General features: G+C 33.1%; 28 protein-coding genes and 1 tRNA gene. 5 read left to right on the forward strand and 24 right to left on the reverse strand.

Annotated features, from left to right (window positions below; translation table 11 throughout):
* Positions 1-70 precede the first annotated feature (70 nt).
* The gene (locus NSA47_RS03625) at positions 71-1,342 is read left to right on the forward strand and encodes a methionine gamma-lyase family protein (RefSeq protein ID WP_373370301.1); all 1,272 of its coding nucleotides are present in this window, start codon (positions 71-73) and stop codon (positions 1,340-1,342) included.
* 55 nt (positions 1,343-1,397) lie between these two features.
* Here the strand turns inward: NSA47_RS03625 and lexA are convergent, their stop codons facing one another.
* Complete coding sequence (gene lexA / locus NSA47_RS03630; RefSeq protein WP_257529536.1) at positions 1,398-2,015, reverse strand: transcriptional repressor LexA; 618 nt, start codon at positions 2,013-2,015, stop codon at positions 1,398-1,400.
* Positions 2,016-2,167: 152 nt separating this feature from the next.
* Here lexA and NSA47_RS03635 point away from each other — a divergent pair, with 152 nt between their 5' ends.
* From NSA47_RS03635 to NSA47_RS03645, 3 genes are all read left to right on the forward strand, one after another.
* Positions 2,168-2,476 carry a LysM peptidoglycan-binding domain-containing protein gene (locus NSA47_RS03635; RefSeq protein WP_257529537.1) on the forward strand — a complete coding sequence of 103 codons (309 nt, stop codon included), beginning with the start codon at positions 2,168-2,170 and terminating at the stop codon, positions 2,474-2,476.
* A gap of 75 nt (positions 2,477-2,551) precedes the next feature.
* The gene (locus NSA47_RS03640) at positions 2,552-2,803 is read left to right on the forward strand and encodes a hypothetical protein (protein WP_257529538.1); all 252 of its coding nucleotides are present in this window, start codon (positions 2,552-2,554) and stop codon (positions 2,801-2,803) included.
* An 11-nt stretch (positions 2,804-2,814) separates the two neighbouring features.
* Positions 2,815-3,162 carry a winged helix-turn-helix domain-containing protein gene (locus tag NSA47_RS03645; protein WP_257529539.1) on the forward strand — a complete coding sequence of 116 codons (348 nt, stop codon included), beginning with the start codon at positions 2,815-2,817 and terminating at the stop codon, positions 3,160-3,162.
* A 24-nt stretch (positions 3,163-3,186) separates the two neighbouring features.
* Here the strand turns inward: NSA47_RS03645 and NSA47_RS03650 are convergent, their stop codons facing one another.
* Together NSA47_RS03650 and xerA are read right to left on the reverse strand one after the other, a co-directional pair.
* Positions 3,187-4,269 carry a tyrosine-type recombinase/integrase gene (locus tag NSA47_RS03650; RefSeq protein ID WP_257529540.1) on the reverse strand — a complete coding sequence of 361 codons (1,083 nt, stop codon included), beginning with the start codon at positions 4,267-4,269 and terminating at the stop codon, positions 3,187-3,189.
* A 128-nt stretch (positions 4,270-4,397) separates the two neighbouring features.
* Positions 4,398-5,366, reverse strand: a complete 969-nt coding sequence (xerA, locus tag NSA47_RS03655; RefSeq protein WP_257529541.1) for a site-specific tyrosine recombinase/integron integrase — start codon at positions 5,364-5,366, stop codon at positions 4,398-4,400.
* Positions 5,367-5,756: 390 nt separating this feature from the next.
* Here xerA and NSA47_RS03660 point away from each other — a divergent pair.
* A tRNA-Trp gene (locus NSA47_RS03660) sits at positions 5,757-5,832 on the forward strand.
* 146 nt (positions 5,833-5,978) lie between these two features.
* On the opposite strand, the gene NSA47_RS03665 is transcribed toward NSA47_RS03660, so the two are convergent.
* The 21 genes from NSA47_RS03665 to NSA47_RS03765 all read right to left on the reverse strand — a co-directional run bounded on the left by NSA47_RS03665 (position 5,979) and on the right by NSA47_RS03765 (position 26,885).
* Positions 5,979-6,323 (reverse strand): carboxymuconolactone decarboxylase family protein, encoded by a 345-nt coding sequence (locus NSA47_RS03665; RefSeq protein ID WP_257529542.1) that lies wholly within the window; start codon positions 6,321-6,323, stop codon positions 5,979-5,981.
* Between the two features lie 100 nt (positions 6,324-6,423).
* Entirely contained in the window at positions 6,424-7,101 is a 678-nt protein-coding gene (locus tag NSA47_RS03670) for an endonuclease/exonuclease/phosphatase family protein (protein ID WP_257529543.1), read from the reverse strand.
* Between the two features lie 98 nt (positions 7,102-7,199).
* Positions 7,200-8,393, reverse strand: a complete 1,194-nt coding sequence (locus NSA47_RS03675; RefSeq protein ID WP_373370302.1) for a pyridoxal phosphate-dependent aminotransferase — start codon at positions 8,391-8,393, stop codon at positions 7,200-7,202.
* A 12-nt stretch (positions 8,394-8,405) separates the two neighbouring features.
* Positions 8,406-8,780, reverse strand: coding sequence for a PadR family transcriptional regulator (locus NSA47_RS03680; protein ID WP_257529544.1), 375 nt, complete (start codon positions 8,778-8,780; stop codon positions 8,406-8,408).
* A 7-nt stretch (positions 8,781-8,787) separates the two neighbouring features.
* A complete protein-coding gene (locus NSA47_RS03685; protein ID WP_257529545.1) occupies positions 8,788-9,615 on the reverse strand; it encodes a PHP domain-containing protein in 828 nt (275 codons plus the stop codon).
* Positions 9,616-9,836: 221 nt separating this feature from the next.
* Positions 9,837-10,097 carry a stage V sporulation protein S gene (locus NSA47_RS03690; protein WP_257529546.1) on the reverse strand — a complete coding sequence of 87 codons (261 nt, stop codon included), beginning with the start codon at positions 10,095-10,097 and terminating at the stop codon, positions 9,837-9,839.
* A 139-nt stretch (positions 10,098-10,236) separates the two neighbouring features.
* Entirely contained in the window at positions 10,237-11,019 is a 783-nt protein-coding gene (locus tag NSA47_RS03695) for a TIGR00282 family metallophosphoesterase (RefSeq protein ID WP_257529547.1), read from the reverse strand.
* A gap of 97 nt (positions 11,020-11,116) precedes the next feature.
* A complete protein-coding gene (gene rny, locus NSA47_RS03700) occupies positions 11,117-12,664 on the reverse strand; it encodes a ribonuclease Y (RefSeq protein ID WP_373370305.1) in 1,548 nt (515 codons plus the stop codon).
* A 269-nt stretch (positions 12,665-12,933) separates the two neighbouring features.
* Entirely contained in the window at positions 12,934-13,965 is a 1,032-nt protein-coding gene (gene recA, locus NSA47_RS03705) for a recombinase RecA (RefSeq protein ID WP_257529548.1), read from the reverse strand.
* A gap of 94 nt (positions 13,966-14,059) precedes the next feature.
* Entirely contained in the window at positions 14,060-15,298 is a 1,239-nt protein-coding gene (locus NSA47_RS03710) for a competence/damage-inducible protein A (protein ID WP_257529549.1), read from the reverse strand.
* 60 nt (positions 15,299-15,358) lie between these two features.
* Complete coding sequence (gene pgsA, locus NSA47_RS03715) at positions 15,359-15,907, reverse strand: CDP-diacylglycerol--glycerol-3-phosphate 3-phosphatidyltransferase (RefSeq protein WP_257529550.1); 549 nt, start codon at positions 15,905-15,907, stop codon at positions 15,359-15,361.
* Positions 15,908-16,007: 100 nt separating this feature from the next.
* Positions 16,008-17,060, reverse strand: a complete 1,053-nt coding sequence (gene mnmH, locus NSA47_RS03720; protein WP_257529551.1) for a tRNA 2-selenouridine(34) synthase MnmH — start codon at positions 17,058-17,060, stop codon at positions 16,008-16,010.
* A 26-nt stretch (positions 17,061-17,086) separates the two neighbouring features.
* Positions 17,087-19,318, reverse strand: a complete 2,232-nt coding sequence (locus tag NSA47_RS03725) for an FtsK/SpoIIIE family DNA translocase (protein ID WP_257529552.1) — start codon at positions 19,316-19,318, stop codon at positions 17,087-17,089.
* 262 nt (positions 19,319-19,580) lie between these two features.
* The gene (locus NSA47_RS03730; protein WP_257529553.1) at positions 19,581-20,297 is read right to left on the reverse strand and encodes a ClpP family protease; all 717 of its coding nucleotides are present in this window, start codon (positions 20,295-20,297) and stop codon (positions 19,581-19,583) included.
* A 170-nt stretch (positions 20,298-20,467) separates the two neighbouring features.
* Positions 20,468-21,679 carry an aspartate kinase gene (gene dapG / locus NSA47_RS03735; protein ID WP_257529554.1) on the reverse strand — a complete coding sequence of 404 codons (1,212 nt, stop codon included), beginning with the start codon at positions 21,677-21,679 and terminating at the stop codon, positions 20,468-20,470.
* 54 nt (positions 21,680-21,733) lie between these two features.
* Positions 21,734-21,967, reverse strand: coding sequence for a YlmC/YmxH family sporulation protein (locus NSA47_RS03740; RefSeq protein WP_257529555.1), 234 nt, complete (start codon positions 21,965-21,967; stop codon positions 21,734-21,736).
* A 41-nt stretch (positions 21,968-22,008) separates the two neighbouring features.
* The gene (dut, locus tag NSA47_RS03745) at positions 22,009-22,449 is read right to left on the reverse strand and encodes a dUTP diphosphatase (protein WP_257529556.1); all 441 of its coding nucleotides are present in this window, start codon (positions 22,447-22,449) and stop codon (positions 22,009-22,011) included.
* An 81-nt stretch (positions 22,450-22,530) separates the two neighbouring features.
* Complete coding sequence (locus NSA47_RS03750; protein ID WP_257529557.1) at positions 22,531-23,241, reverse strand: polysaccharide deacetylase family protein; 711 nt, start codon at positions 23,239-23,241, stop codon at positions 22,531-22,533.
* Positions 23,242-23,350: 109 nt separating this feature from the next.
* Positions 23,351-25,465: a polyribonucleotide nucleotidyltransferase gene (locus NSA47_RS03755; RefSeq protein ID WP_257529558.1), complete on the reverse strand. Its 2,115-nt coding sequence runs from the start codon at positions 25,463-25,465 to the stop codon at positions 23,351-23,353.
* A 95-nt stretch (positions 25,466-25,560) separates the two neighbouring features.
* Positions 25,561-25,830, reverse strand: coding sequence for a 30S ribosomal protein S15 (gene rpsO, locus NSA47_RS03760; RefSeq protein ID WP_506323671.1), 270 nt, complete (start codon positions 25,828-25,830; stop codon positions 25,561-25,563).
* A 128-nt stretch (positions 25,831-25,958) separates the two neighbouring features.
* Positions 25,959-26,885, reverse strand: a complete 927-nt coding sequence (locus tag NSA47_RS03765) for a bifunctional riboflavin kinase/FAD synthetase (RefSeq protein WP_257529559.1) — start codon at positions 26,883-26,885, stop codon at positions 25,959-25,961.
* Positions 26,886-26,893: the final 8 nt, after the last annotated feature.

Below are 26,893 nucleotides of genomic sequence, written 5' to 3' on the forward strand. Positions count from 1 at the left end.
ACCATAAACTACGTAATAATATAAAGAAATGAGTGAATAAGATTTGTTACAAAAAACTAAAGATTATTTAATGGATGAGTTTAAAATTAAAGGAAATATTTTAGATTTCTGTAGTGAAATAGAAAAAAAAATGAATAAGAGATTAAGGGATATAGATGAGATAAGGGAATACAATCAACTTAAAGTTTTGAAAGCAATGCAAAGTATAGGTTTAAGTGATAGACATTTTTCTGTGTCTACTGGATATGGATATGATGATATAGGAAGAGATGCTATTGAACAGGTTTATGCAGAAGTATTTAGAACAGAGGATGCCTTAGTTCGACCTCAGATAATTTCAGGAACCCATGCCTTATCCTTATGTCTTTATGGAATTTTAAGACCTTCGGATGAAATGCTGTCAATTACCGGAAAGCCCTATGATACATTGGAAAATGTTATTGGTATCAATGATATTGAAAATGGGCAGGGTTCCCTAAGAGATTATAATATTCAGTATAAACAGATTGATTTAACCGCTAAAGGTGAGGTTGACATAAAAAAAGTTATGGATACCATTTCCCCTAAGACAAAATTGATTTATATACAAAGGTCAACCGGTTATGAATGGCGAAAAGCATTGACTGTAAATAAAATAAAAGATGCTGTTCAGCAAATCAAGAAACAATTTCCCAATATACTTGTTATGGTAGATAATTGTTATGGAGAATTTATCGAACCTTTAGAGCCTACCGAAGTAGGCGTAGATATTATGGCAGGTTCACTGATTAAAAATCCTGGAGGAGGATTGGCACCAACAGGAGGATATGTTGTAGGCAAAAAACACCTAATTGAATTGGTTGCTAATCGGTTATCTGCTCCGGGATTAGGAAAAGAAGGTGGAGCTACCCTGGGGATAAATCGCACATTTTTTCAAGGGCTATTTTTAGCACCACATATCGTTGCAGAAGCTTTAAAGGTAGCTATACTTGCCGCAAGGGTGTTTGAAGAATTAGGATTTGAAGTTTGTCCTACTTCTGAAGATGAAAGAAGCGATATTATTCAAAGCATAAAACTCGGGACACCGGAAAGTGTTATTACATTTTGTAAAGCTATCCAGGAAAGTGCCCCTGTGGATGCTTTTGTTACTCCTGAACCTTGGGATATGCCAGGTTATAATGATCCAGTCATTATGGCCGCAGGAGCATTTATACAAGGATCCTCTATTGAACTTAGTGCCGATGCCCCTATTAAAGCCCCCTATATTGCCTATTTACAAGGTGGATTAACCTTTGAACATGGTAAAATAGGAATATATATTGCATTACAACGTCTGGCAGAAAAGAATATTATAAAACTGTAAAATGATAAAACCTCTCAGGAGACCCTGAGAGGTTTTATCATTTTGTAAAAAAAGTTTACATTTTTCTAAAAACACCTACAACCTTACCAAGTATTTTTACCTCTTTTACTATAATAGGACTCATATAAGGATTTTCAGGTTGAAGACGAAATGTATCATTTTCTTTATAAAAACGTTTTACGGTGGCCTCATCATCTAAAAGGGCAACCACTATATCTCCATCCTGTGCTATACTCTGTTGACGAACAATAACATAATCACCATCTAGTATACCTGCATTAATCATACTTTCTCCCTGAATCGTTAGAATAAAGGAATTATCATTTTCTGTATTCACAAAATCTAAGGGAAGAGGAAAGGTATCCTCTATGTTTTCTACAGCAAGAATAGGGTGACCAGCAGTCACTTTTCCTACTATAGGAAGTTCAATTAACTCTTTTTTAGTAAAATAAGGATTGTGGTCAATTATTTCTATTGCTCTTGGTTTAGTAGGATCTCTACGGATATATCCAAGTTTTTCTAACTTTTCTAAATGCCCATGGACAGTAGAAGTAGATCTAAGATTTACCGCCTCACATATTTCTCGCACAGAAGGAGGGTAGCCTTTACTAGATAACTCACTTTTAATAAAGTCTAGGATTCTTAGTTGTTTACTGCTGATATTTTCATACACCTATTATCTCCTCCAAGTAATTTCCAAGTTTTTTTTATTATAACATAAAACATAAAAAAGGACAAACAAATGTTCGTAAATATCTTGACAAAAGAACATCTGTTTGTATATAATGTATTTAGAACATACGTTCGAGAATTGGAGGGTTAATTATGATCTTAAATGGAACAAAAATAGTTATTAAAAATAAGAAAAGATTTTTTTTATTTCTCACTTGTATTTCATTAATATCACTAATTGCACTAAATTTTATTTTTCTAGACAAGGCAGAAGGCTATGAAAAAAATGCATTACAGATTGTTACCGTTAGCCGTGGAGATACACTTTGGGATATTGTTAGCCAATATTCCTCTAAACGGGAGGACATTAGAGAGCAGATATATCACATAAAAATAATTAACGATCTAGAGACTTCATACATATACCCAGGACAACAATTATTAATTCCAACAGGAGAATAGCTTGCTATTCTCCTGTTTTATTTATAAAATAAAACTATATCAATGAAATTATTTTTGGACGGAGGATTTATTAAGATGAGACAGTGTGTTCTACAGGAAAAACTATGCGAAGAATGTGGTAGGTGCAACTACTGCGATATAAATAAAAATAAGATATGTGATAATTGCTGTGAATGTGTAGAGGGCAATAGTACTAAAACTGATTACAAAATTTTGACAATAAATGAAATAGAAGAGGTGGCAGACTATTCCTTTAACAAAAAGGAACAGAAGCTTTATTTTGACTGGTTACAGGAGAAATATAGAGATAAGAATAAAATAAACTAGGCGGTGAACATATGAAAATTGAATTTAGAATTTGGCTCACAGATGAAAAAAAAGAAAATAAAATTTTCGGTGAGGGGCCTAAAAGATTGCTCATGGAGATTGAAGAATATGGTTCCTTGAGGCAGGCAGCAGCTTCTATGAATATGTCCTACAGTAAAGCCTGGGGGGTTATCTCTAAAATTGAAAAACACTTAAACATAAAACTACTGGAAAAACAAATAGGCGGTGCCAAGGGAGGAGGATCTACCTTAACTCCCACAGCTAAAGACCTATTGGAGAGATATCAAAAAATGGAACAGGAAGTTGAAACAAGCATCTCGGATATACAACAAAAATTCTTTGATGATTTCTTGTATTAACATTAAACTAAGGGAGGAATGAAATCATTCCTCCCTTAGTTTAATCACCTGGGCAGCCTTTCTCCTTTGATCATCACTAATAGCAGCATAATGTTTTTTAGTAGTATTTATATCTTTATGCCCTAGCACGTCAGCTACAATATAAATATCACCTGTTTCCCTATATAAATTAGTCCCATAGGTACTTCTTAGCTTATGGGGAGATATCTTTTTGAGGGGAGTGATCTTCTGTGTATATTTTCTAACCAATTTTTGTATTGAACTAACACTCATTCTTCGCTTTTGTAGGGAGAGAAATAAAGCGTCTTCATGGCCCTCTAATGGAATTATATCTTTTCTTTCGGTAATGTATGTTTTTAATACATCTGCAACTTCTTGACTAAAATACAAAATGACCTGATTCCCACCCTTTCTAGTAATTTTAAATCCATTAATGGAAAAATCAAAATCTGAAATATCAAGGCCTACGCATTCACTGACGCGGATACCTGTGCCTAACAGAAGAATCAGGATAGCTAAGTCACGATTTTTGGTATATTTATGATAGCGTAATTGAGTTTTGGTTAATTTCTCCCCTTGTTCAACTAAATCTAAAAGATTGACTATCTCATTTACTTCCATTCTTATAATGGGCTTGTCATGTATTTTAGGCATATCAACCAGTAGGGCAGGGTTGGTTTTTATTATTCTTTTCTTGAAAAGATACTTAAAAAAAGATCTAAGGGTAGATAGTTTTCTGGATTTGCCTGCATTATTATTGGAGTAAGGAATAATAATAGAACAATCTAAGTAGTGGGGAAGAGTGTAATAAGATAGAAATTCTAAAAATTGCTCTATATGTAATGGAGTTACCTTTTCTAGATCTTCAGCAGTAAAGCCCTTGATAGAAAGGGAAGTAAAGCAATCAACATTTGTATTTAAAAAATAAAAAAAGGTTCTAAGATCAAAAGCATAGGCAATTCTTGTTTTAATTGATGTAGTAGGTTCAATTCCTCTAAAAAAAGTTTCACACTGCAAAGGTAATTCTTTTATTAACGTCCTTAATTTCATCATGAGAGAAGCTTCTAAATTATCTTGATAATTATTTTCAAAATTTCCTTTGTTCATAAATAAGCACCACCTAAAGTTTATAAACAAATTATACTATAAACAGGAAGAATATACAATACTATACATTAAACTTGTCTTTAACAGAAAGTATTGTGTTGGTTTTTATAGATATTGAATAGTCTTCTCTATTCAATATCTATACTATCATAGCCAAAATTAGCTAGAGGATTTTTTTGTGAAGCACGGCGCAATTGTTCATTATCTATATGGGTATAGATTTGCGTGGTTGATATATTTTCATGACCTAATATTTGCTGTAATGCACGAATATCAACTTCACCATATTGATACATTAAAGTCGCTGCTGTATGTCTTAATTTATGCACCGAAACTTTATCACTATCTAATCCTGCATTATTCAAATGTTTTTTGACCAAATGTTGAACCGTTCTCTCACTAATCTGTTTCTTTTGTTGACTTAAAAACAGCGCTGATTTATTCTTTATGCCTTCCGTCGATCTAACTTTCATATATTCCTCAATAGCTTTTAAACAGGCATTGCTTAGGTATACAGTTCTTTCTTTATTTCCTTTTCCAACAACTTTTAAAGTATCCTCTTGAATATCCTCTAATTTAATATTGGTTAGTTCAGATAGTCTAAGTCCACAATTTAGAAATAATGTAATAATAGCTTTATCTCTTTCTTTATGGGTTCCTTCTATGGAATTGATTAATTTCTGTGCTTCTTTTAATTGCAAATACACTGGATGCCTAGAATATATTTTTGGCGGTTCTAATTCCATTGCAGGATTAGAATCTAATATTTTCACTTTATCCATTAAATACTTAAAAAAAGATCTTAAACAAGCGACTTTTCTGGCTCTTGCATATTGAGCATTATTTCTAGTTTTTGCTGCGAAGGATATAAAGGCATAGAGATCATTTAATTTAATCTTTTGTATAAAAGTTTCATCTATGTCCGCTATGTTAATTTCTTCAAAATCCACATTCCCAGGAACTAATTTAAAGCGTTGTTTCATAAAACGAAATAATAATATCAAATCATATTGGTAAGCCTTCACAGTATTGGGGGATTTCCCCCTTATGGTTTCCATGTAATTCAAAAAGTCCTCCACGATTATGGGAAACTCCATATCATCCCTCCTAATTCGACATTTAATACCTATAATTGCGCGAAATGTTTATTTCGCGTAATTATTAATTCTATATTTATAAGGTATATTCCTTCTTTTTGAGAAAAAATAAGGAATTTGTCTTATTTCCCGTAAGAATTTATCCACCCTTTATCCACAGGCTGTATTTTCCCTTCTAATTGATTTTTTCTATCTAGCATCCGTTTATCTATATGAAACTATAAAAAAATTGTTATAATTGATTTTAAGAGGCAAAAAAAATAAATTCTAGCTTCAATCCAGAATTTATTTTTGAATACCTCCCGATTTTCACCCTTTTTAAAAAGTAAAAATAATTTTAAAAAAGGTTTGACTTATCCTATAGATGTTGCTATAATATATCTTGTGCATAGGGGTATAGCTCAGTTGGTAGAGCAGTGGTCTCCAAAACCACGTGCCGAGGGTTCGAGTCCTTCTACCCCTGCCAATTTAATATTTATAGATTTAAAGTTTTAAAAGTTTATAATAGCTTGTTAAAACTTTTTTTATTCTTATCATTCCTTTTAAAACCATAATCAGATCCAAACTAAAAGGGAACATAATATTAATTATGTTCCCTTTTAGTTTGGGTTTTTAATCTTCTTCTCCTACTTCTTGTCGTAAAGCCAATATACCGTTCATCATTTTAGGAAATCCCGCACTAGGTGCCACCAATAACATAACATGTTCTATTTCTTCCCGAGTACACCCAGCCTTTAAGGCTTTCTTTAAATGAGTAGTTAACGCATAGGGATATTCGCATACTGTTGAAATAGCAATTTTTATAAGCCATCTTGTCTTGTCATCCAAAGGCCCACCTTGCGTATGTACTAATTTGCCATACTCCCTGTAGGCTTGATAGATTTCGCTATGGTTTTCATTTATGTACTTTAGATTCCTTTCGATGATATCATTATTTACTATGGATTTGTCCTTCATAGGTATACTCCCCCTTTTTCATTTGTTCATAATGCTGTCTGTTTCAAGACAGTTATACTATACATATACCCCTGATCTCCATTGATAATCTGACTATTTACTAAATAATGATTTTAGCCATAACAGGAAAATGATCAGAAAAATAAACTGGGACTACTTTATGGCTAATGGTTTGAATATTTTTAGATAACATAATGAAGTCGATTTTTTTATTGATTTTAATAAGAGTAGGTGAATCTTGATCTTCCCTCCCTTGACTCGCATCATAGATTAGAGAGGACTGTAAAGGTAAATTGGTTGTGTTAAAATCACCCATGAGTATTACCGTATCCTTTATCCCTTCTAAATATTTTTGAATGATTTGAAATTGTTTTTTTCTTTCTAGTATATTTAGACCTAGATGGGTATTAAGGATGTGGACGTCTTTACTTTTAATTCTTAATTGGGTATGAATCATCCCCCTTTGTTCGCCGATACTGGGTAGAAGAATATGTTGTTTTCCAATAATCTCAAAGGGGGAAACAGTTGCAATGCCATATTGTCCTTTTCCAATATGGACATGGGGACCAAAATGAACATTCATATTTAATATTTCTTTTATTTCTCTTATTTGAAATCCTCTTTTTTTATTTTCATTAATCTCTTGTAGGGCTAGGATATCTGGAGAATAGTTCTTTATAAAATCAATTATTTTGGGAAGAGTATATTGCCCCTTTAAATTCTTTCCACTATGTATATTGTAAGTCATAAGTTTTAGAACATTTTCTATATTGTCCATATACACTCCTCCCTTCAAAGTATTATATAATACAAATACCCCATAGTGCAGACTATAGGGCATTTTGTTTTATATGTACAAAATACAATTTAAATTTCTTAACTTTTTATAAAGGCTTCTAACCGATCTAATCCTTCCTTTATATTTTCCATGGAAGTAGCATAGGATAAACGAATAAAATTATCCATTCCAAATGCTGTGCCAGGTATGACCGCTACATGGGCCTTTTCTAATAATAGTTCTGCAAAGCTTACAGAGGAATCTATAAGTCTTTCATTTACTTTTGCTCCAAAAGCTTTAGAAATATCTACAAATACATAGAAAGCTCCCTCAGGGTATATATAATCAATGTTGGCCATATTTTTTAAGCGTTCAACCATATAAAGTCTCCTCTTATTAAATTCCTCTGTCATCTCATATAAAACAGGGGAATGCTCTTGTAAAGCTGCCAGGCCAGCATATTGTGTAATAGAACTAGGATGAGATGTTGCATGACTTTGAATTGTGCCCATTGTTTTAATAACTGTTCTATTAGAAGCCGTGTATCCTAGTCTCCAACCAGTCATAGCATAGGACTTTGACATCCCATTAATTAATATTGTAAGTTCTCTTATTTCAGAATTTAATGATGCAATACTGGTATGCTTTTTACCATCATATACCATCTTTTCATAAATCTCATCAGAAATAACATATATTTGTTTCTCAATAGCTATATTCGCAATGGTCTCCAACTCATTTTTAGAATATATTGTCCCTAAAGGATTATTAGGTGTATTAAGAAATATGGCTTTTGTTTTAGGGGTTATTGCTGATAAAAGTTCCTCTCCCGTTATCTTAAAATTATTTTCTTTTTGTGTTTGAACAAATATTGGGACTGCTCCCACCAGTTTGACCATCTCAGGATAACTTACCCAGTAGGGTATGGGAATAATAATTTCATCTCCCGGATTACAAATAGCTTGAAGGGCCGTTGAAATACTATGTTTTGCTCCACTATTAATAATGATTTCTTCTGGGGAATAATCTATATTATTATCTCTTCTTAATTTTTCAGATATCGCTTCCCTTAAGGATAAAATGCCATTTACAGGTGTATATTTTGTTAAGCCTTTTTGTATTGCCCTAATACCTGCCTCTCTAATATATTCAGGTGTATCAAAATCAGGTTCACCTACACCAAATGTTATTACATCTAGACCCTCTGCTTTTAATTGGTTTGCAGTTGCTGTGACAGATAATGTTGCCGAGGGTGTAATATTTTTAATATAATCAGATAGCATCTTTTTCATTTTTGAACCTCCTTATTTATAGACTTCTTGTAGGATATTGTTGACCATCTCTAAAGAATCATCTAAAGTTGATTTATAACTCTTCTTAATGATCTTAAAATATTCTAAGCCTTGATCAGTAATTTTATAATATCTGATGGTTTTTTTATCAGGTTCTCTCCACCAACCCTTTATATATCCTTTTTCTTCTAAGTCTCTAAGTAGAGGATAGATCATTCCTGGACTTGGCTCCCATTTATCCTTAAATGTTTTGCTAATTGTCTCTATTAATTGATTTCCATAATAATCTTTTTTACTTAGAAAATTCAAAATAAGCAATTTCACTAAGGATGTAGTGCTTATTTTTAAAACAGCATTTCGGTTTCGTTCACCCTTATAGAAAGACATTATCATCTCACTCCAATATATCTTTTCTTTTTTTTAGTTCATGTAAAAGTGATTCATCAATATTTAATGAGCCTAGTATTGGCTGACCACCATATAAGTGACCATGGCAATCAGTTCCCCCTGTAATAATCAAATTATATTGTTTTGCAATATGGAAATACAAATTGGTTGTTTCGGGATTATGCTTTGAATGATAAACTTCTATTCCTTGCAAATCACAATCTACTAACTCTTTTACAATAGATAAATTTCCAATTAATCCTGGATGGGCCAGTACTGGTACACCCCCACAATCAATAATAGTTTTGATGGCTTCGCAGGGAGTTATTTTATATCTTTCCACATAAGCAGGTCCGGTGTTATTAATATATTTATCAAAAGCCTCTTTTATGCTTTGTACATAGTTATGTTTTTGTAAAATTCTAGCGATATGGGGACGACCAATAGATGCATCTCCAGCTAATTTTTCAACTTCATCTAGATCAATATGCAACCCTAAATTTTGAAGCTTTTCCACCATTTTTTTCGCTCTAATCTGGCGGGCATGGCGTATATTTTTTAATAATTCTTGAAACCAATTTGCACGATAATCAATATAGTAACCTAATATATGTACTTCTAGTCCGTTATAATCAGTATTAATTTCTATACCTGGTATAACTTCAACGCCTAACTGTTTCCCTGTAATTATGGCTTTTTCTATGCCATCTGTGGTATCATGGTCGGTAATTGCAATGGCCTTTAAATTTTTCTTATAGGCCCATTGAACAACTTCCTGGGGGGTAAATAACCCATCTGAGGCTAAGGTATGAACGTGTAGATCTATAAATCCCACTATATCTCCTCCAGTATTTTAAAAAACTAATTTAATATTTTTTCCAATTGCTTATTATTATACCCAAATTTATACAGAAATTTTACTATATTTATTATATCAGAAATACTAAATATTCTCATAGGAGATTTACTTATTTTATCAAAACTTATTGGAATCAAGTCTAATTATAAAAGGCCTGCTTATTATAATAAGCAGGCCTTTTATAATTAAATCTAGTTTTATCTAGGTTGAATAATCAATTTAATACCCGTTCTTTCTTCACCGTCAATTTCAATATCTGTAAATGCAGGTATGCAAATAAGATCTACACCACTAGGAGCAACAAAACCTCTTGCAATAGCTACTGATTTAACTGCCTGATTAAGAGCGCCGGCTCCGATAGCTTGTATCTCGGCTCCCCCTTTTTCCCTTAAAACCCCCGCTAAGGCACCAGCGACTGAATTTGGATTTGATTTAGCTGATACTTTTAATACTTCCATTTTATAGCCCCCTTTATTATTGTAATGAAAAGTTAAAAGTTAAATGTATTCATATAACATACTATTCTACATTTTGTATTAAAATCCTTTTTTTATTTTGCTATTTATAACAAGTGATGAATTATTTTCAGAATGAATTTTAAAGAGTGCACAATTGATAATATCTTTTTATGCTGGTGCACTTTCCATTGGTTTCATCTATTTCCGCAATTATAGCATTTATTTGTACTGGACCTTCTGCTAATTCAAATCGTATTGGTCGTTGAGTCATAAATTTCTTAATAATAATGTCTTTATCAACTCCAAGCACAGAGTTAGATGGACCAGTCATTCCTATATCCGTTATGTATCCTGTACCCTGTGTTAGAATCTTTTCATCCGCTGTTTGCACATGAGTATGTGTTCCAAAAACCAACGAAGCTCTGCCATCGGTAAACCAACCCATAGCCACTTTTTCTGCAGTGGCTTCGGCGTGAAAATCCAGTATGATAATATCTGCCTTTTCTTTAATCTGCATATAATCTTTTTCAAAAGTTCCAAATGGACAATCTAAAGGGGGAAGAAAAACCCTTCCAGATAAATTCATTATAGCGATATTTATGCCCTTTTTATCTATAATGGTATATCCTTTACCGGGACAGGGTGAAGGGTAATTAGAAGGACGAACCAATCTATCCTCCTCATCAATGTAGTCAAAAATTTCTCGTTTATCCCACACATGATTACCCATGGTAAGAATATCAATTCCATAGGATAATAGTTCCTGACTATTTTTATAAGTTAATCCATTTCCTCCTGAGGCATTTTCTCCATTTGCAATGACAAACTCTATATCATTGTCACGAATTATAGATGGCAGATAATCTCTTAGAACATGTCGACCTGGACGCCCCACGATATCACCTATAATAAGAAATTTCATTTTTGTCACCTCCTTTATTGGATTCCTAGTATCAATTATATTTTACCCTACTAGCTATAAAAATAAAGAAGCCGTACGGCTTCTTTATTTTTATGTTTTATTTAGCATATTCTATTGAACGTGTTTCCCTTATCACATTTATTTTGATCTGTCCTGGATATTCTAGCTCTTCTTCTATTTTCTTTGCAATGGATCTTGATATATGAATCATTTCAAGATCATCAATTTCATCAGGTTTTACCATGATTCTAATTTCACGCCCTGCTTGAATGGCAAAGGATTTTTCTATTCCTTGAAAAGAATTAGCGATATCTTCTAGTTTTTCTAGACGTCTTATATAGGATTCTAGGGTCTCACGTCTAGCGCCAGGACGGGCCGCAGATATTGCATCAGCCGCCTGTACAATAACTGCTTCAATGGATTGAGGCTCCACATCACCATGGTGTGCTTCCATTGCATGAATAACTTGTGGAGATTCCTTATACCTTCTTAGTAAATCTACGCCTATCTCAACATGTGGACCTTCCATTTCATGATCCACAGCTTTACCAATATCGTGAAGTAATCCTGCTCTTTTAGCTACTTTAACATCGACTTCTAGTTCTGTAGCCATAATGCCAGATAAATAGGCTACTTCAATGGAATGCTTTAATACATTCTGTCCATAACTTGTCCTAAACTTCAAACGACCTAACAGTTTAATTATTTCGGGATGAAGACCATGTATCCCTGTATCAAAGGAGGCCTTTTCTCCCTCTTCTCGAATATGGTTTTCTACTTCTTTTTTGGCCTTCTCTACCATTTCTTCTATCCGTGCAGGATGAATTCTACCATCGAGTATTAATTTTTCTAAAGCAATTCGTGCAGTTTCCCTTCTAATAGGATCAAATCCTGACAAAATCACTGCTTCTGGGGTATCATCAATGATTAAATCGATACCAGTTAGAGTTTCCAATGTACGAATATTTCGTCCTTCCCTTCCAATGATCCTTCCCTTCATCTCATCATTTGGTAAGGAGACAACGGATACAGTTGTTTCAGCTACATGATCAGCTGCACATTTTTGTATAGCGTAGGTAATAATTTCCTTGGCTTTCTTATCTGCATCTTCCTTAGCTTGGGCCTCTATATTTTTTATTAAAATGGCAGATTCCCTGGTAATTTCCTTTTCTACATCGGCAAGAAGAAGTTGCCTTGCTTCTTCATGGGTAAGTCCTGATAATCGTTCCAATTCTTCTAATTGTTTTTGATATAAATCCTGTACTGCGAGTTGGTTTGATTCAATTTCTTTAGATCTTTTTAGTAAGCCTTCTTCTCTTTTTTCCAAGCTATCTGATTTTCTTTCAAGATTTTCTTCCTTTTGAAGAACTCTTCTTTCCAGGCGTTGGATTTCATTTCTTCTTTCTCTGTTTTCTCTTTCAAGTTCATTTCTTATGGCATGAACCTCTTCTTTAGCTTCTAATAATACTTCTTTCTTACTGGTTTCAGCTTCTTTTAATGCGTCTTCTACAATTTTAGCTGCTGTCTCTTCTGCATTAGCAATTTTACCTTCTGCAATATATCTTCTAATATAATACCCTAAACCAAAAGTTATGATTGCTACTACAAAAGTTAGAATAATGTTTAAAAATACATTGTCAAAAATATTACCACACCTCCTTATTCAATTTTCACAAAAAAAATAAACCATAAAAGGCTGATTGAATCAGATTGAAAATAGATCTTTTATTTATTTCATAGATCAGTATTTTCCATTATACCTGTCTTAGCCTAAAAAATAAATTTCATTATTTTGATTTAATTGTATAACTTTTTCAAAATTGTGTCAAGGTTACAAAATCCTGATAGAGCTCTTTATTCAGGTACAATAAAGGGTGGTAAAATTTAAAAATCCCCTTATATAAGGGGATTTAATTATTCACTATCGGTTTGGTTATTCTCTTCTTCATTATTTTTAATAATAAGATTATAACGTTCTCTAATCTTATTTTCAATTTCTTGGAAAACTTGAGGATTATCTTTTAAGAACTGTTTTGCATTTTCTCGTCCCTGACCTAATCTATGATCGTTGTATGAATACCAGGCACCTGCTTTATTAATAATCTCACATTCAGCGGCAACATCTAATAGGTCACCCTCTTTGGATATTCCCTCTCCATACATGATATCAAATTCTGCCTGTTTAAAAGGAGGAGCTACTTTATTTTTAACCACTTTTACTCTTGTCCTATTTCCAATCATTTCTTGCCCCTGTTTTAAGGTTTCAATTCTACGAACATCTAAACGTACTGAAGAATAAAATTTAAGTGCTCGTCCTCCTGGAGTAGTTTCTGGATTTCCAAACATCACTCCAACCTTTTCCCTGAGTTGGTTAATAAAAATAGTGGTCGTTCTCGATTTATTTATAGCACCTGTGAGCTTTCTAAGAGCTTGTGACATTAATCTTGCCTGTAATCCCACATGGGAATCACCCATTTCACCTTCAATTTCAGCTTTAGGTACAAGAGCAGCTACCGAGTCCACAACGACAATATCCACTGCTCCACTACGAACTAAGGCTTCACAAATTTCCAAGGCTTGCTCCCCTGTATCAGGTTGAGAAACAATTAAACTATCTATATCTACTCCTAATGCTTTTGCATAGACTGGATCTAAAGCATGCTCAGCATCAATAAAGGCGGCAGCACCACCAGTTTTCTGAGCTTCAGCGATCATGTGTAGGGCTACTGTTGTCTTACCTGAAGATTCTGGTCCATATATTTCAACTACTCTCCCTCGTGGAACACCTCCAATACCCAATGCAATGTCTAAACCTATTGAAGAAGTGGAGATTGATTCAATATTTAACCTTGCTGATTGTTCACCTAGTTTCATAACTGAACCTTTTCCAAACTGTTTTTCAATTTGTTTTAAAGCCATCTCTAGTGCTTTTTTCTTTTCAACCATTTTTTACCAGACTAAGTCTGGTTCACCTACCTTTCAAGTAATAAAAGTTCGAACAAATGTTCTAATCTTATTATATATAATAATCCTTAATAGGTCAAACAATAGTATTAAGTTTTTCCCTAAGCAGATTTAACGCTAATTTGGCGGCTCTTTCCTGAATGTCCTCTCTATCTCCTCGCAAACGTAATTCTTTTACTAGGATATCTCCCTTATACAGCATTCCAATATAAACTAACCCCACAGGTTTAGTTTCTGTACTCCCCCCTGGTCCTGCTATGCCGGTAATAGCCATGACAATATCTGTTTTCGTATGTAAAAATAGCTTCTGACACAGCTCCTTTGCAGTTTCTGCACTTACAGCCCCATATTTCTCAATAGTTTCAGGAGATACTCCTATGATATTTTCTTTGGCATCATTTGAATAACAGACAACACCACTGTGAAAAACTTTTGAAATATCTGGGATTTTTGTTAGCTTGCTAGCCACTAAGCCCCCTGTACAAGATTCAGCTATAGAAAATGATCTATTTTTAGCTAATAATAGTTTTCCCACTATAGTTTCCAGTAAATCATTTTTGCCCCCATAAATATTTTCCCCCATTCTTTTCATAATAATATCTTCAAAGGGCTGTAAAATTTGACTTGCCTGTTCTTGACTATCAGCATTAGCGGTAAGTCTTAAGAGGACTTCGTGATTTCCAGCATAAGTAGCTATAGTTGGATTATACTGTTTATCGATTATATCCATAAGCTCACTTTCTAATGTGGATTCTCCCACTCCTATAATCCTATAGTATCTTGAAAAAAAATGAGTCTCGGTTTTTTGGGCGAGAAAGGGTTTAACATGGATAGAGAACATATGTTTCATTTCCTTTGGTGGTCCTGGTAATAGTATAATCACTTTATCATCTTTTTCGATAATTACTCCTGGGGCTGTACCTTTATCATTAGGTATGGGTGTACTTCCTAAAGGTATGTAACTTTGTTTTATGTTATTTTCTGTCATCTTGCTATGACTACAATTAAAAATAGCTTGGATATGTTCTAATGATGAATGATGTGGGACTAAGGGAATTTTTAGTAAATGGGAAAAAGTTTCTTTAGTTAAGTCATCTTGAGTAGGTCCTAGACCTCCCGTAGCAATAATAATATCTGAACGTTGAAGAGCTAACTCAATAGTGCTTTCTAATCTTTCAGGATTATCTCCTACAACAGAATGGTAGAACACATTAATACCCAAATGAGATAGTTCTTGAGAAAGATATTTTGAATTGGTATTTAAGGTATCTCCTAACAAAATTTCTGTTCCTATACATATTATTTCTCCATTCATTAGATCGTCTCCTTATCATATATGAGGATATTGAAAATGATAATAAGTAAGACAGATGTCTTACTTATTATCATTTTCAATAAATATTTTTCTATTAATATAAATATAATCTATACCCGAAATAATGGTGAAAACTACTGCCAACCCCAAAGTGATTCTACTAAAAGGAAATCCTATTAAAGAAAAGGGGAAATTGTTTAAAAGAATTGAAATAATAGCCACGATTTGAGTAATGGTTTTTATTTTTCCCCACCAGCTAGCTGCAATTACAATACCATCTGCAGCAGCTAAAATTCGAAAACCTGTAATAGCAAATTCTCTAGCAATAATAATCATTGCTGCCCAAGATGAAATTTCTCCTAGCTCAACCAAAGATATTAAAGCGGCACTAATAAGTAATTTATCCGCTAAAGGATCCATAAATTTTCCAAATACAGTAATTTGATTCCTACTTCGTGCAATATAGCCATCTAAACTATCGGTTAAGGCCGCAATAAAGAAAATAAAAGCAGCAATATAACGATAGTTGGGCACATCAATAAGTACAAAAATCATAAAAACTGGAATCAATAATACTCTTAGAATAGTTAATCGATTTGCAGTATTCATTCTCTTCCCTCCTGATAAAAGGTTATAAATTTTTTGTGATAATAAAGAATTATTGTTTATGATATCCTCCTATAGATCCACATTATTCAGAACAAATATATTATACATTAGAATTTCTGTCAATATTATTTATCTTCTCTCTCAATAAGTTTGCTACTTTTTGAAAATCATCCATATAAATAGTTGAAATATAGGGCTGATATTTCTCTTCTGAAAAACTATAAAGAGGATCATAATAGTCTACTAAAAGCATCTTTATAAAATAATCATAATCCTCATTATATAAGGATTGTAAAAGTTGGTTTACCCAATCTTTTCCCATTTTCTTTATAATAAATTTGTTATGAAGAATTAGCGAAGTTATATTATCCTTATTCTCTAAAGGCAAATATTCCTTTTTAATATTTTGAATTCTTTTTTCTATACTGGATTTAATTAAAATATGTTCTCCCTTATTCATAGAATCTACTAAAAAATCTGGTAACATAATATTCCCGATTCTCTTACTTTCAGATTCAATAAAGAAGTAGTCCTTTGTATTATTGCTTAATTCATTAAAGAGTAAAGAGTCAAACATTTTTTGACTTTGAGGTTTACCTAGACCCATGCTACCAAATATAGATCCCCTATTTTTTGCTAATTCTTCTAAATCCAACACAGGTTCTCCTTTTTCCTTTAAAGCATTTAATAAAATGGTTTTACCTACCCCAGTGTGGCCATGAAGATTGTAGTAGTAAAATTTATCTTTAAATTTATCTAGATTTTGAAGAATAAATCTTCTATAAGCTTTGTATCCTCCCTTTAATTGAAAAACATTTAAACCTGTTATGCTCAAATTTGTTGCAATAGATTTACTTCTCATTCCCCCTCGCCAACAAAAAATAATCACCTTTTGTTCTTTAAATTCTATTAATGCCTTTACTTGTTCATAGATATCATATAGTTTAGAACATCCTATTTTAAAACCTTTTTCATAAGCTAATTCTTTATCTGTATGATATAAGGTTCCTAATTCTTCTCTTTCCTTATTTGTAAATAATGGAATGTTTATAGCACCAGGTATGGTGCTCTCTTCATATTCAGAGGGTGATCTGACATCTATAATCAGGGACTTTTTACAATATATCGTATCTTCAACTGATATTACTTTCATTTTATCGATCCTCTTTTTTAAAATTTTTATCCTTGTGTTTCTTCCTTTTGCATTAACACCTTTCTAGGCTTGCTGCCCTCATATCCTCCTATAATATTTCTTTCCTCCATCTCGTCAATGATTCTTGCAGCCCGTGCATAGCCGATTCTTAATCGTCTCTGCAACATAGATATAGATATTTGTTGATTTTCTATGGCTAATTCTATAGCTTGTGGTAATAATTCATCGTCCTCAGAATTTGTATCTATACTATTTTTAGACTGTATTTCCTCTATGATTTCATGATTATATTCTACCTCATTTTGACTCTTAATATATTCTACAATTTGTTCCACCTCTTTATCCGAAATAAAAGCACCTTGAATTCTCATTGGTTTGGCTGTCCCTACAGGATAAAACAGCATATCCCCTTTTCCTAAAAGTTTTTCTGCGCCTCCCATATCTAATATTGTTCTCGAATCCATTTGAGAAGAGACGGCAAAGGCCACTCTAGAAGGTATATTGGCCTTAATAACTCCTGTAATAACATCTACCGAGGGTCGTTGTGTTGCAACGACTAAATGAATGCCTGCTGCTCTTGCCATTTGTGCTAGTCTGCATATGGCATCTTCTACTTCATGGGGGGAAACCATCATTAAATCTGCTAATTCATCTATAATAACTAAAATTTTAGGCATTTTTTTATTAAGGTCATTTTTGAACATCTCATTATAACCACCCAGATCTCGTACTCCACATTCTGCAAATTTTTTATATCGATCAGTCATTTCTTGAATTGCCCAATTTAATGCACCAGCAGCTTTTTTAGGGTCTGTCACTACTGGAATTAAAAGATGGGGAATTCCATTATATACACTTAACTCCACAACCTTAGGATCAATTAAAATAAGTCTTACTTGGTCTGGGGTAGATTTATATAAAATACTGGTAATTAAACTATTTATACATACACTTTTTCCTGACCCAGTGGCTCCGGCTATAAGCATATGAGGCATTTTAGACAAATCTGTAACAAGAACTTGCCCCGCAATATCCTTACCTACTGCAAAAGCTAACTCAGAAGAAAAACTCTCAAATTGATCTGATTCTATTAATTCTCTAATAAATACTGTAGATGTATTGGGATTAGGTACCTCTATGCCGATAGCAGCTTTGCCTGGTATTGGAGCCTCAATTCTAACCCCTGAGGCTGCTAAATTTAAAGCGATGTCATCGGTTAAATTGATAATTTTACTTACTTTTACCCCAGGGCTAGGTTGCAATTCATACCGGGTAATGGTTGGGCCCATATTTACCTGAACTACTTTTGCCTTTACCCCAAAATCCATCAGTGTTTTCTCTAATACTCTAGCATTATTAATTACTTGTCGTTTATCATTTGATACTTTTTCCCCAGCAGGATTATTGAGTAAGTTGATAGATGGGATTTTATATTCAGAATGAATATAATTAAGGGAAGAAATTTTATTAACCTCTTCCTCTTTTTCTGTAAGTGCAACTTCTTTCATTCCTTGCATGTCCTCTTCTAATGGGTTATTTCTATCCCCTTCCTGGGTGTAGTCAAGAATTTTTATTTTTTTATCTAATTGTTGAATTTTATTTTCAACATCACCAGATTTTGGCGTGGAATCTATAACTTTAACTGGCTCATCCTTAGGTTTTTTTATGAAATTTAAGATACTGTCTATTACCGTCTTTATCCACTGATGAATAGTTTCTATAACTTTTTTAGTATATCCCATAAAGGATTTTTGGGTAAGGAGTATGAAAGAAATTGCGAAACCAAGGAGGATAATAATTAATGATCCTACTGTAGAAAACAAGGAATCTAATGTAGAGGCAAAAAATAATCCAATAATACCGCCTCTAGTTATGTAAGGTGCATTATTCCACGAAATTTTGATTACATCTAAATTCAAAGGGCTGGAGACTAAATTTTCCACTATAAAAATATATTGCAAGATACAATAATTAATAATAATTATGACTATACCGCTCAACTTGCTACTCCATTTAAAGGGTCTACACTTTATGACAAGGGATAAGGAGATAAAAGTAAGTACAAGAGTAAAAAGTATACTTCCTTTTCCTAAAATAAATCCTAAAATAAACTTTAAGGACATTCCAACTCTCCCTGGATTTTGTATAAATACCGCATAAGTACCGTATATTCCCATGGCAAGATTTATTAAACCTATTATTTCATGTTTTAAGATATTGTTCTTATTTTTTTTCTTTTTCCTTTTTTTAGTTGCCATTTATATCACCCCGAGAAAAAATTCTACAAATTGCCTACAGCCTCTTATTAATTATATGATAACACTTTAAATAATAAAAGCACAGATAATCTGTGCTTCAATAAAATTTGGCTTTTACAATGGCTATTGCCCTGTGATGAAATAGGAAAGTTTGGCCCTGAAAAGCAAGACCAACCTTCTTATTTCATACGAGCTCTAAAATATCTTCTTCCTTAAAACCTCAATCATTATATCATAATTTTAAATATTTCATCAATAATTTTTAATCCTTTTTATTTAGCCTAATTAATTCTTGTAATTTTTCTCTAGCCTGAGCCAGTCCACCAACTTCATCAATGAGTCCATACTGAACAGCCTCTTTACCAATTAGAATTGTTCCTATATCGTTGGCTAATTCGCCTGTATTGAGCATTAAGTTTCTAAATTTCTCCTCTGTCATGCTAGAATTTCTTGCTATAAACTTTACTACCCTCTCTTGCATTTTATTAAAGTAGGCAAAGGTTTGAGGGACTCCAATAACTAATCCTGACATTCTTATTGGGTGAATAGTCATTGTAGCCGTCGGTACAATAAATGAATAATCTGTGGATACAGATAAAGGTACTCCAATGCTGTGTCCTCCACCTAGCACAATGGATACACTGGGTTTTGAAAGACTTGAAATAAGTTCAGAAATAGCTAATCCTGCCTCTACATCTCCCCCCATGGTATTGAGTAAAAGTAATAACCCATCAATATCAGGATTTTCATCAATACCTAAAAGTTGAGGAATAATATGTTCATATTTTGTAGTTTTATTTTGTGGTGGAGAAACCATATGCCCCTCAATTTGTCCTATAATCACTATATTCTGTATATTAGATTTAAAAGTTGGTATGTTTAATTGGCCTAATTTTTCAATAGATTCAATTGTTTGGTCACTTTTATTAGAACTTTCTTCTTTATTGTTATTTATATCTTCCTTTATTTTTTCCTTCATCACTAGTACACCTCATTTATTTTTAGTATAGTCCTATTATTTGTAATTCATTAATTAATATGTAACTATACATAAAAATATAAAATAATCATTAGCAGGAAAATGGATTTACATAATTATAATTATGTAAATCCATTTTCCTGCTAAATACATGTGTACTTTGTTATCAATTATCCTAAATCAAATTCTGCATGCAATGCCTTTATAGCTATCGGTACATCCTCCTCTTTTATCAAGCAGGATATGGTCGTGTGGGAATCAGAGGTTTGTAATACCTGAATATTTTTTTTAGAAAGCACTGTAATAATTCTTGCCATTATTCCAGGCACTCCCCTCATCTCATTCCCTATTAGGGTAAGCTTACAACAGTTTTTAATTATAGTGTAGGAACATTGTAGTTTCTCCATTAACTTTCCAAAAATATAAATATCCCTGTCATCAATGATAAAAACTTTCTCTTCTGGAAAGATATTCATTAAGTCTATACTAATATTGTTATTCGCAATTTCAGAAAAAAGAATAGAATCAAAATTGCTTTTTAGCAATTTCTGAGTCATTGGAATTTTCACCTGAGCTTTTTGATAAATATGAGCAATTCCAGTAACTACATTAAGAGACTCTTCATCTTTATGTATTTTATTATAATGACTAATTAAAGTTCCCGGAGAGTTGTTCTTAGTATTTCTAATATATATAGGAATGTCACATCTCATAGAAATTTCTACTGCTTTGGGATGAATTACTTTGGCGCCAGATTCTGCTAATTGAAATACTTCATCATAGCCCACGGTAGAAAGTACTTGTGCATTGGGAACTAATCTGGGATCAGCAGTCATTATACCGTCTACATCGGTATAAATCTCAACACACTCTGCTTGTAATGCCTTACCCAGTATAGAAGCCGTTATATCACTACCACCTCTTCCCAGTGTAGTTATATATCCTTCTTTAGTTATACCCTGAAAACCAGCAACTACGGGTACAATATCTTTTTTTAAGATATCCAATAAATTGTTTGTATCTACCTCTGTAATTTTAGCCTTACCAAACTGATTGTTGGTAATTATACCTGCCTGCCCCCCTGTTAAAGGGATAGCATCACACCCGTTATGACTAAGATTGGCTGCTACAATTACAGAAGATATGATTTCCCCACAGGACATCATTAAATCTAAATCCCTACTTGAAACTGATTTTTGGGAATCTAAGAGTTGAATCAATGTATCTGTTGAGTAAGGATCACCCTTCCTGCCCATGGCTGATACCACCACTATAGGGGAAGTGTTTTGTTGTTTAGCATTTATGACTTTTTTTACAATTTGCTCTCTTAAATGTTTTGTACCAATGGAAGTACCACCAAACTTTTGAATAATAATCCTCATGATTATAAATCCTCCAAACCATATTTGTATGATAATACAAATATATTAGAGAATCTACTCTTCTATGAGTATCATATCTGGTCCTATTTTTTTTATTTTTCCCCAGGGCAGACTATACATCTTTTTATCTGATGCAAAGGAAAAATACCCCTTACTTTCAGGAATTAAGATTGATTTTATTCTACCATCATTAATATCAAATTCGATATCACAATCACCAAAAATCCCTAGTCTCTCTCCAGTGGTAATATTGATGATTTCTTTATTTTTCATATCTTGCCAGCGCATAGATACACCTCCCAATGGATAATGACAAACTGTCCTATCCTTTATTTTCCCGAATGACCAAAACCACCTACTCCTCTTGGTGTTTGGTCTAAATGATCTACTAATTCCCATTCTGCCATAATGTATTTTTTGATCACCATTTGTGCAATTCTTTCCCCTGGTTGAAAAACATAATCTTCTTGGCCTAAATTTATTACAATTATCTTAATTTCACCCCTATAATCTGAATCAATTGTTCCTATACCATTGATCAATGTTATGCCATGTTTAATTGATAGTCCACTACGCGCTCTTATTTGTGCTTCATATCCTATAGGCATTGAAATGAATATCCCCGTGGGAATAAGTACTCTTTCTCCCGGTTTTAATAATATATTCTTATTAATATCTGCATATAAGTCCATACCAGCTGAACCTTGGGTTTGGTATTGCGGTAAGCTGTATTTTGATTGATTAATAATTTTAATTTTACATTTTTCCAAAGCAATAACCCCTTTTATCTTAAATTCGTTTATTTACTACATATTATCATATTTAAGTTTCTATTCATTTTTCATTTTCTTTTATTCCTTTATAAGCTCTGAAACAGTCACTAGGTCAACATTTTTTTCCTTAATGGTTTTTATGATGGAGGGTAAAGCTTTCACAGTTCCATCAGTGGGATGGGTTAATACAATTCCTCCCTCCAACTTTTGCTTAAACACTCTATCATATATAACCTTAGGATCCTTGTATTTCCAATCTATTGTATCAATACTCCACATGATTACCTTGTAACCAAGTTTTTCTGCAATTTCGGTGGTTTTTTCATTAATATCCCCATAGGGTGGAGCAAAAAGATTAGTCTTAAAGCCAAGAACTTCATAGATTGCCTCCTCAGCATTTACTATTTCATTGGTATTATCTGTATCATTTAACTGAGTATGTTTTTTATGATCATAACCATGATTACCAATTTCATGTCCTTCAGAAAATATTCTTTTTAAAAGTTCAGGATTGTCCTCTGCCCATTTACCCCCAATATAAAAAGTCATCTTTACATTTTCATTTTTAAGAATATCCAGCATTGGTGGAATAAACTCCGTTCCCCATACTACATTACAGGTCAAGGCAATTTCATCTCTTCCTGTTTCCACCTCATAAATAGGTTTAGGATTAAAAATACTTATAGATTGAGGTGATAAAAGAGTTGCAGAAATAATTAAAATTGCTACTATTATAATACCGATGATTATAAATAGTTTCTTATTAAACGGGATAAAGTACATTTTCATAATAACCCTCCTAAAAATAATCATTTATATTAGATAATTATTTTTTAAGAGGAAGAGTTATGCCCGATTTGATGAAATAAAAAACATAAACCATTTTGGTTTATGCTTTCTATGCATCCTTGTCCTTTGTTTCATTTTTATTTTCTTTAGGAAGAGTAGCTTTTCTTGAAAGATTAATTCTTCCCTGTTTGTCAATCTCTACGACTTTTACTAATATTTCATCTCCGATACTTACCACATCTTCTACTTTTTCTACTCTCTCATGGGCTAGTTTTGAAATGTGAACTAATCCTTCTTTTCCACCTGGTAACTCTACAAATGCACCAAAATTTAAAATCCTTGCTACTTTGCCTAGGTAAACTTCACCTATTTCAATTTCCCTAACAAGATCCAGTATAATCTCCTTAGCCTTATGTGCCGCATCAACATTTTGGGCTGCAATAAAGATCTTACCATCGTCCTCAATATCGATTTTCACATCAGTTTCAGCGATTATTTTATTAATCACTTTTCCACCGGGTCCTATTACATCCCGTATTTTGTCAGGATCAATTTTCATAGTAATAATACGTGGTGCATAGGGAGATAATTCACGTCTGGGTTCTTTGATTACTTCTAACATTTTATTTAAAATAAACATTCTACCTTTTTTAGCTTGCTCAAGGGCTCTTTCTAAAATAGGTTTATCAATACCTTCTATCTTTATATCCATTTGAATAGCAGTAATGCCTTTTGCAGTGCCGGCGACTTTAAAATCCATATCTCCTAAAAAGTCTTCCATGCCTTGGATATCTGTTAGGATTGCAACATTATCCTTTTCTTTTATAAGTCCCATAGCAACCCCTGCAACCGGTGCCTTCAAAGGTACTCCAGCATCCAACAAAGCTAATGTGCTACCACATACACTGGCTTGAGATGAAGAACCATTGGAACTTAAAACTTCGGATACTACTCGCATGGTATAGGGAAATTCTTCTTCTGAAGGAATCATAGGCTCTAGTGCTCTTTCCGCAAGTGCGCCATGACCTATTTCTCTCCTACCAGGTCCCCGTAAAAATCTTGTTTCTCCCACACTATAGGGGGGGAAATTGTAATGATGCATATATCTCTTTGATTCTTCTTCTGATAGTCCATCGAGGATTTGAACATCCCCCAAGGCTCCTAAAGTTACAACAGATAATACCTGGGTTTGTCCCCTAGTAAATAATCCAGAACCATGAGTTCGATTTAACAATCCAACGGATGAAGATATTGGCCTTATTTCATCTGTTTTACGATTGTCGGGACGAATACCATCTATTGTTATCATTTTTCTAACTTCTTCTTTCACCATGCTATTGATAACTTCATCTATTGTTCGTTGGTCTTCAGGATATTTTTCTATAAAGGTTTCTAAAATAAGTTGTTTTACCTTATCAATATTTTCTTCTCTTTCCTGTTTTTCCTTGGTTTGTATAGCATTTTTTAATTTTTCACTAGCAAACTCTTTAATTTCAGCTTCGATTACTGCATTTGGTTTAAATAACTCAATTTCAATTTTTTCCTTACCCACTGCCTTAATAATTTCTTCTTGAAATTCAATTATTTTTTTAATTTCCTCATGGGCAGTTAATATAGCTGTCAACATGACCTCTTCTGTGACTTCATTGGCCCCAGCTTCTACCATCATAATCGCTTCTTTAGTACCTGATACAACCAAATTCAATTCACTAATCTCTCTCTGAGCACTAGTGGGATTTACAACCAACTCACCTTCTACCAATCCCATAGATACTGAACCCGTAGGTCCATGAAAAGGGATATCAGAAATAGATAAAGCAACGGATGATCCTATCATAGCTACAATTTCTGGTAAGTTATCCTGATCCACTGAAAGGACTGTAGCAATTACCTGTACATCATTCCTAAAACCTTTGGGGAACAAAGGTCTTAAAGGTCTATCCATTAATCTGGAGGATAAGACAGCTTTTTCAGTTGGTCTCCCTTCCCGCTTAATGAAACCACCTGGAATTTTACCTACGGCATATAATCTTTCTTCATAATCACAGCTTAAAGGAAAAAAGTCAATTCCTTCTCTAGGTGCTTTAGACGCGGTTGCAGTAACTAAAACTGTTGTATGACCGTAACTGACTAAGACTGAACCATTGGCAAGCTGTGCTAGTTGTCCAGTTTCTATTTTTAATTCTCGTCCAGCGGAAATGGTTTTAAATATCTGTTTCTCCATAAACATTAATTCCTCCCTTCTAAGTTTATTGTATCCTATTCTTGTGCATTCATTCTTTTCATAATAAAATAATAGGCGGCTTTTACCGCCTATTATTATTTACGTAGGTTTAGTTTAGCAATAATAGCCCTATATCTTTCAATATCTTTGTCCATTAAGTAATTTAACAAACCTCTTCGTTGCCCAACCATTTTCAATAATCCTCTTCTAGAATGATGATCTTTTTTGTGGGTTTTTAAATGTTCTGTCAAATCATTAATTCTCTTTGTTAACATTGCAATTTGAACCTCTGGTGAACCAGTATCAGACTCATGTAATTTATACTGGTCAATAATGCTTTGTTTTTGCTCATTAGACATTGTCATAAAATGTCACCTCCTTTTGGTATATCCCCATTAGCCCAGAATATCGTCGGAGACTCGATAATCCGTGCAAATGGATCAAGTTTCGTCAAAAATCATTTTATCATACTGTCTTATATTTGTAAATACAGCTAATTTTTAATTTTATGTCTTACAAAGTCAATATCTGTTTTTATTTGATGAACTAAGTCCTCTAAAGACATAAACTTCATTTCATCCCGTATTCTCTCTATGAAAAATACCTCAATTGTTTTATCATATAAATTATCATCAAAATCTAGGATATAAGTTTCAATGGATAAGGGATGTTCTTCAAAAGTTGGATTGAAACCAACACTAGTAACTGCATGATGTAAAGTATTATCGTAGTTAACCATTGTATGATATACCCCTAATTTGGGGAGAAGGACATTATACTGTACATTAATATTTGCCGTTGGAACAAATAGTTTTTTCCCAAGCCCTTTCCCATGGACAACTTTTCCTTCAATAGAATAATGATGACCTAAATATTTTATTACCTCTTCTACCTGACCACTTTGAATTAATTCCCGTATTAATGTACTGCTTATTACTTTCCCGCTTATTTGTACCGGTTTAATTATGGTCACCTCAAATCCAAACTTTTCACCTAAACTCATTAAAAGTTCTGGAGTACCTTGTCCTTTATATCCAAATCTATGATTAAAACCGACAATAACCTGTCGAGTATTAAATTTATCCACTAAAATATCTTTCACAAAGTCCTCGGGTGTAGTGCGCATAATATCCGACGTAAATTTGGGAAAAATCATATAGTCAATGCCCATAGATTCAATGATCTCTATTTTTTTACTATTAGAAGTTAATAAGTTTGGAGCGCTGGAAGGAGAAAGAATAGATAGTGGATGGGATTGAAAGGTAAAAACTACACTTTTGATTTTTTTTTCTACCGCAATTTTTTTTGCAGCCATAATTAGCTCTTGATGTCCTAAATGTATACCATCAAAATATCCCAGGGCAACAACTGATGGTTGTATTTGATTTTGAATATCCCCAATCTGTTCTATTAGTTCCATTACATTCT

Origin of the sequence: Irregularibacter muris, assembly GCF_024622505.1 — a bacterium.
In the GTDB taxonomy this organism is placed as follows: Bacteria; Bacillota; Clostridia; order Eubacteriales; family Garciellaceae; genus Irregularibacter; species Irregularibacter muris.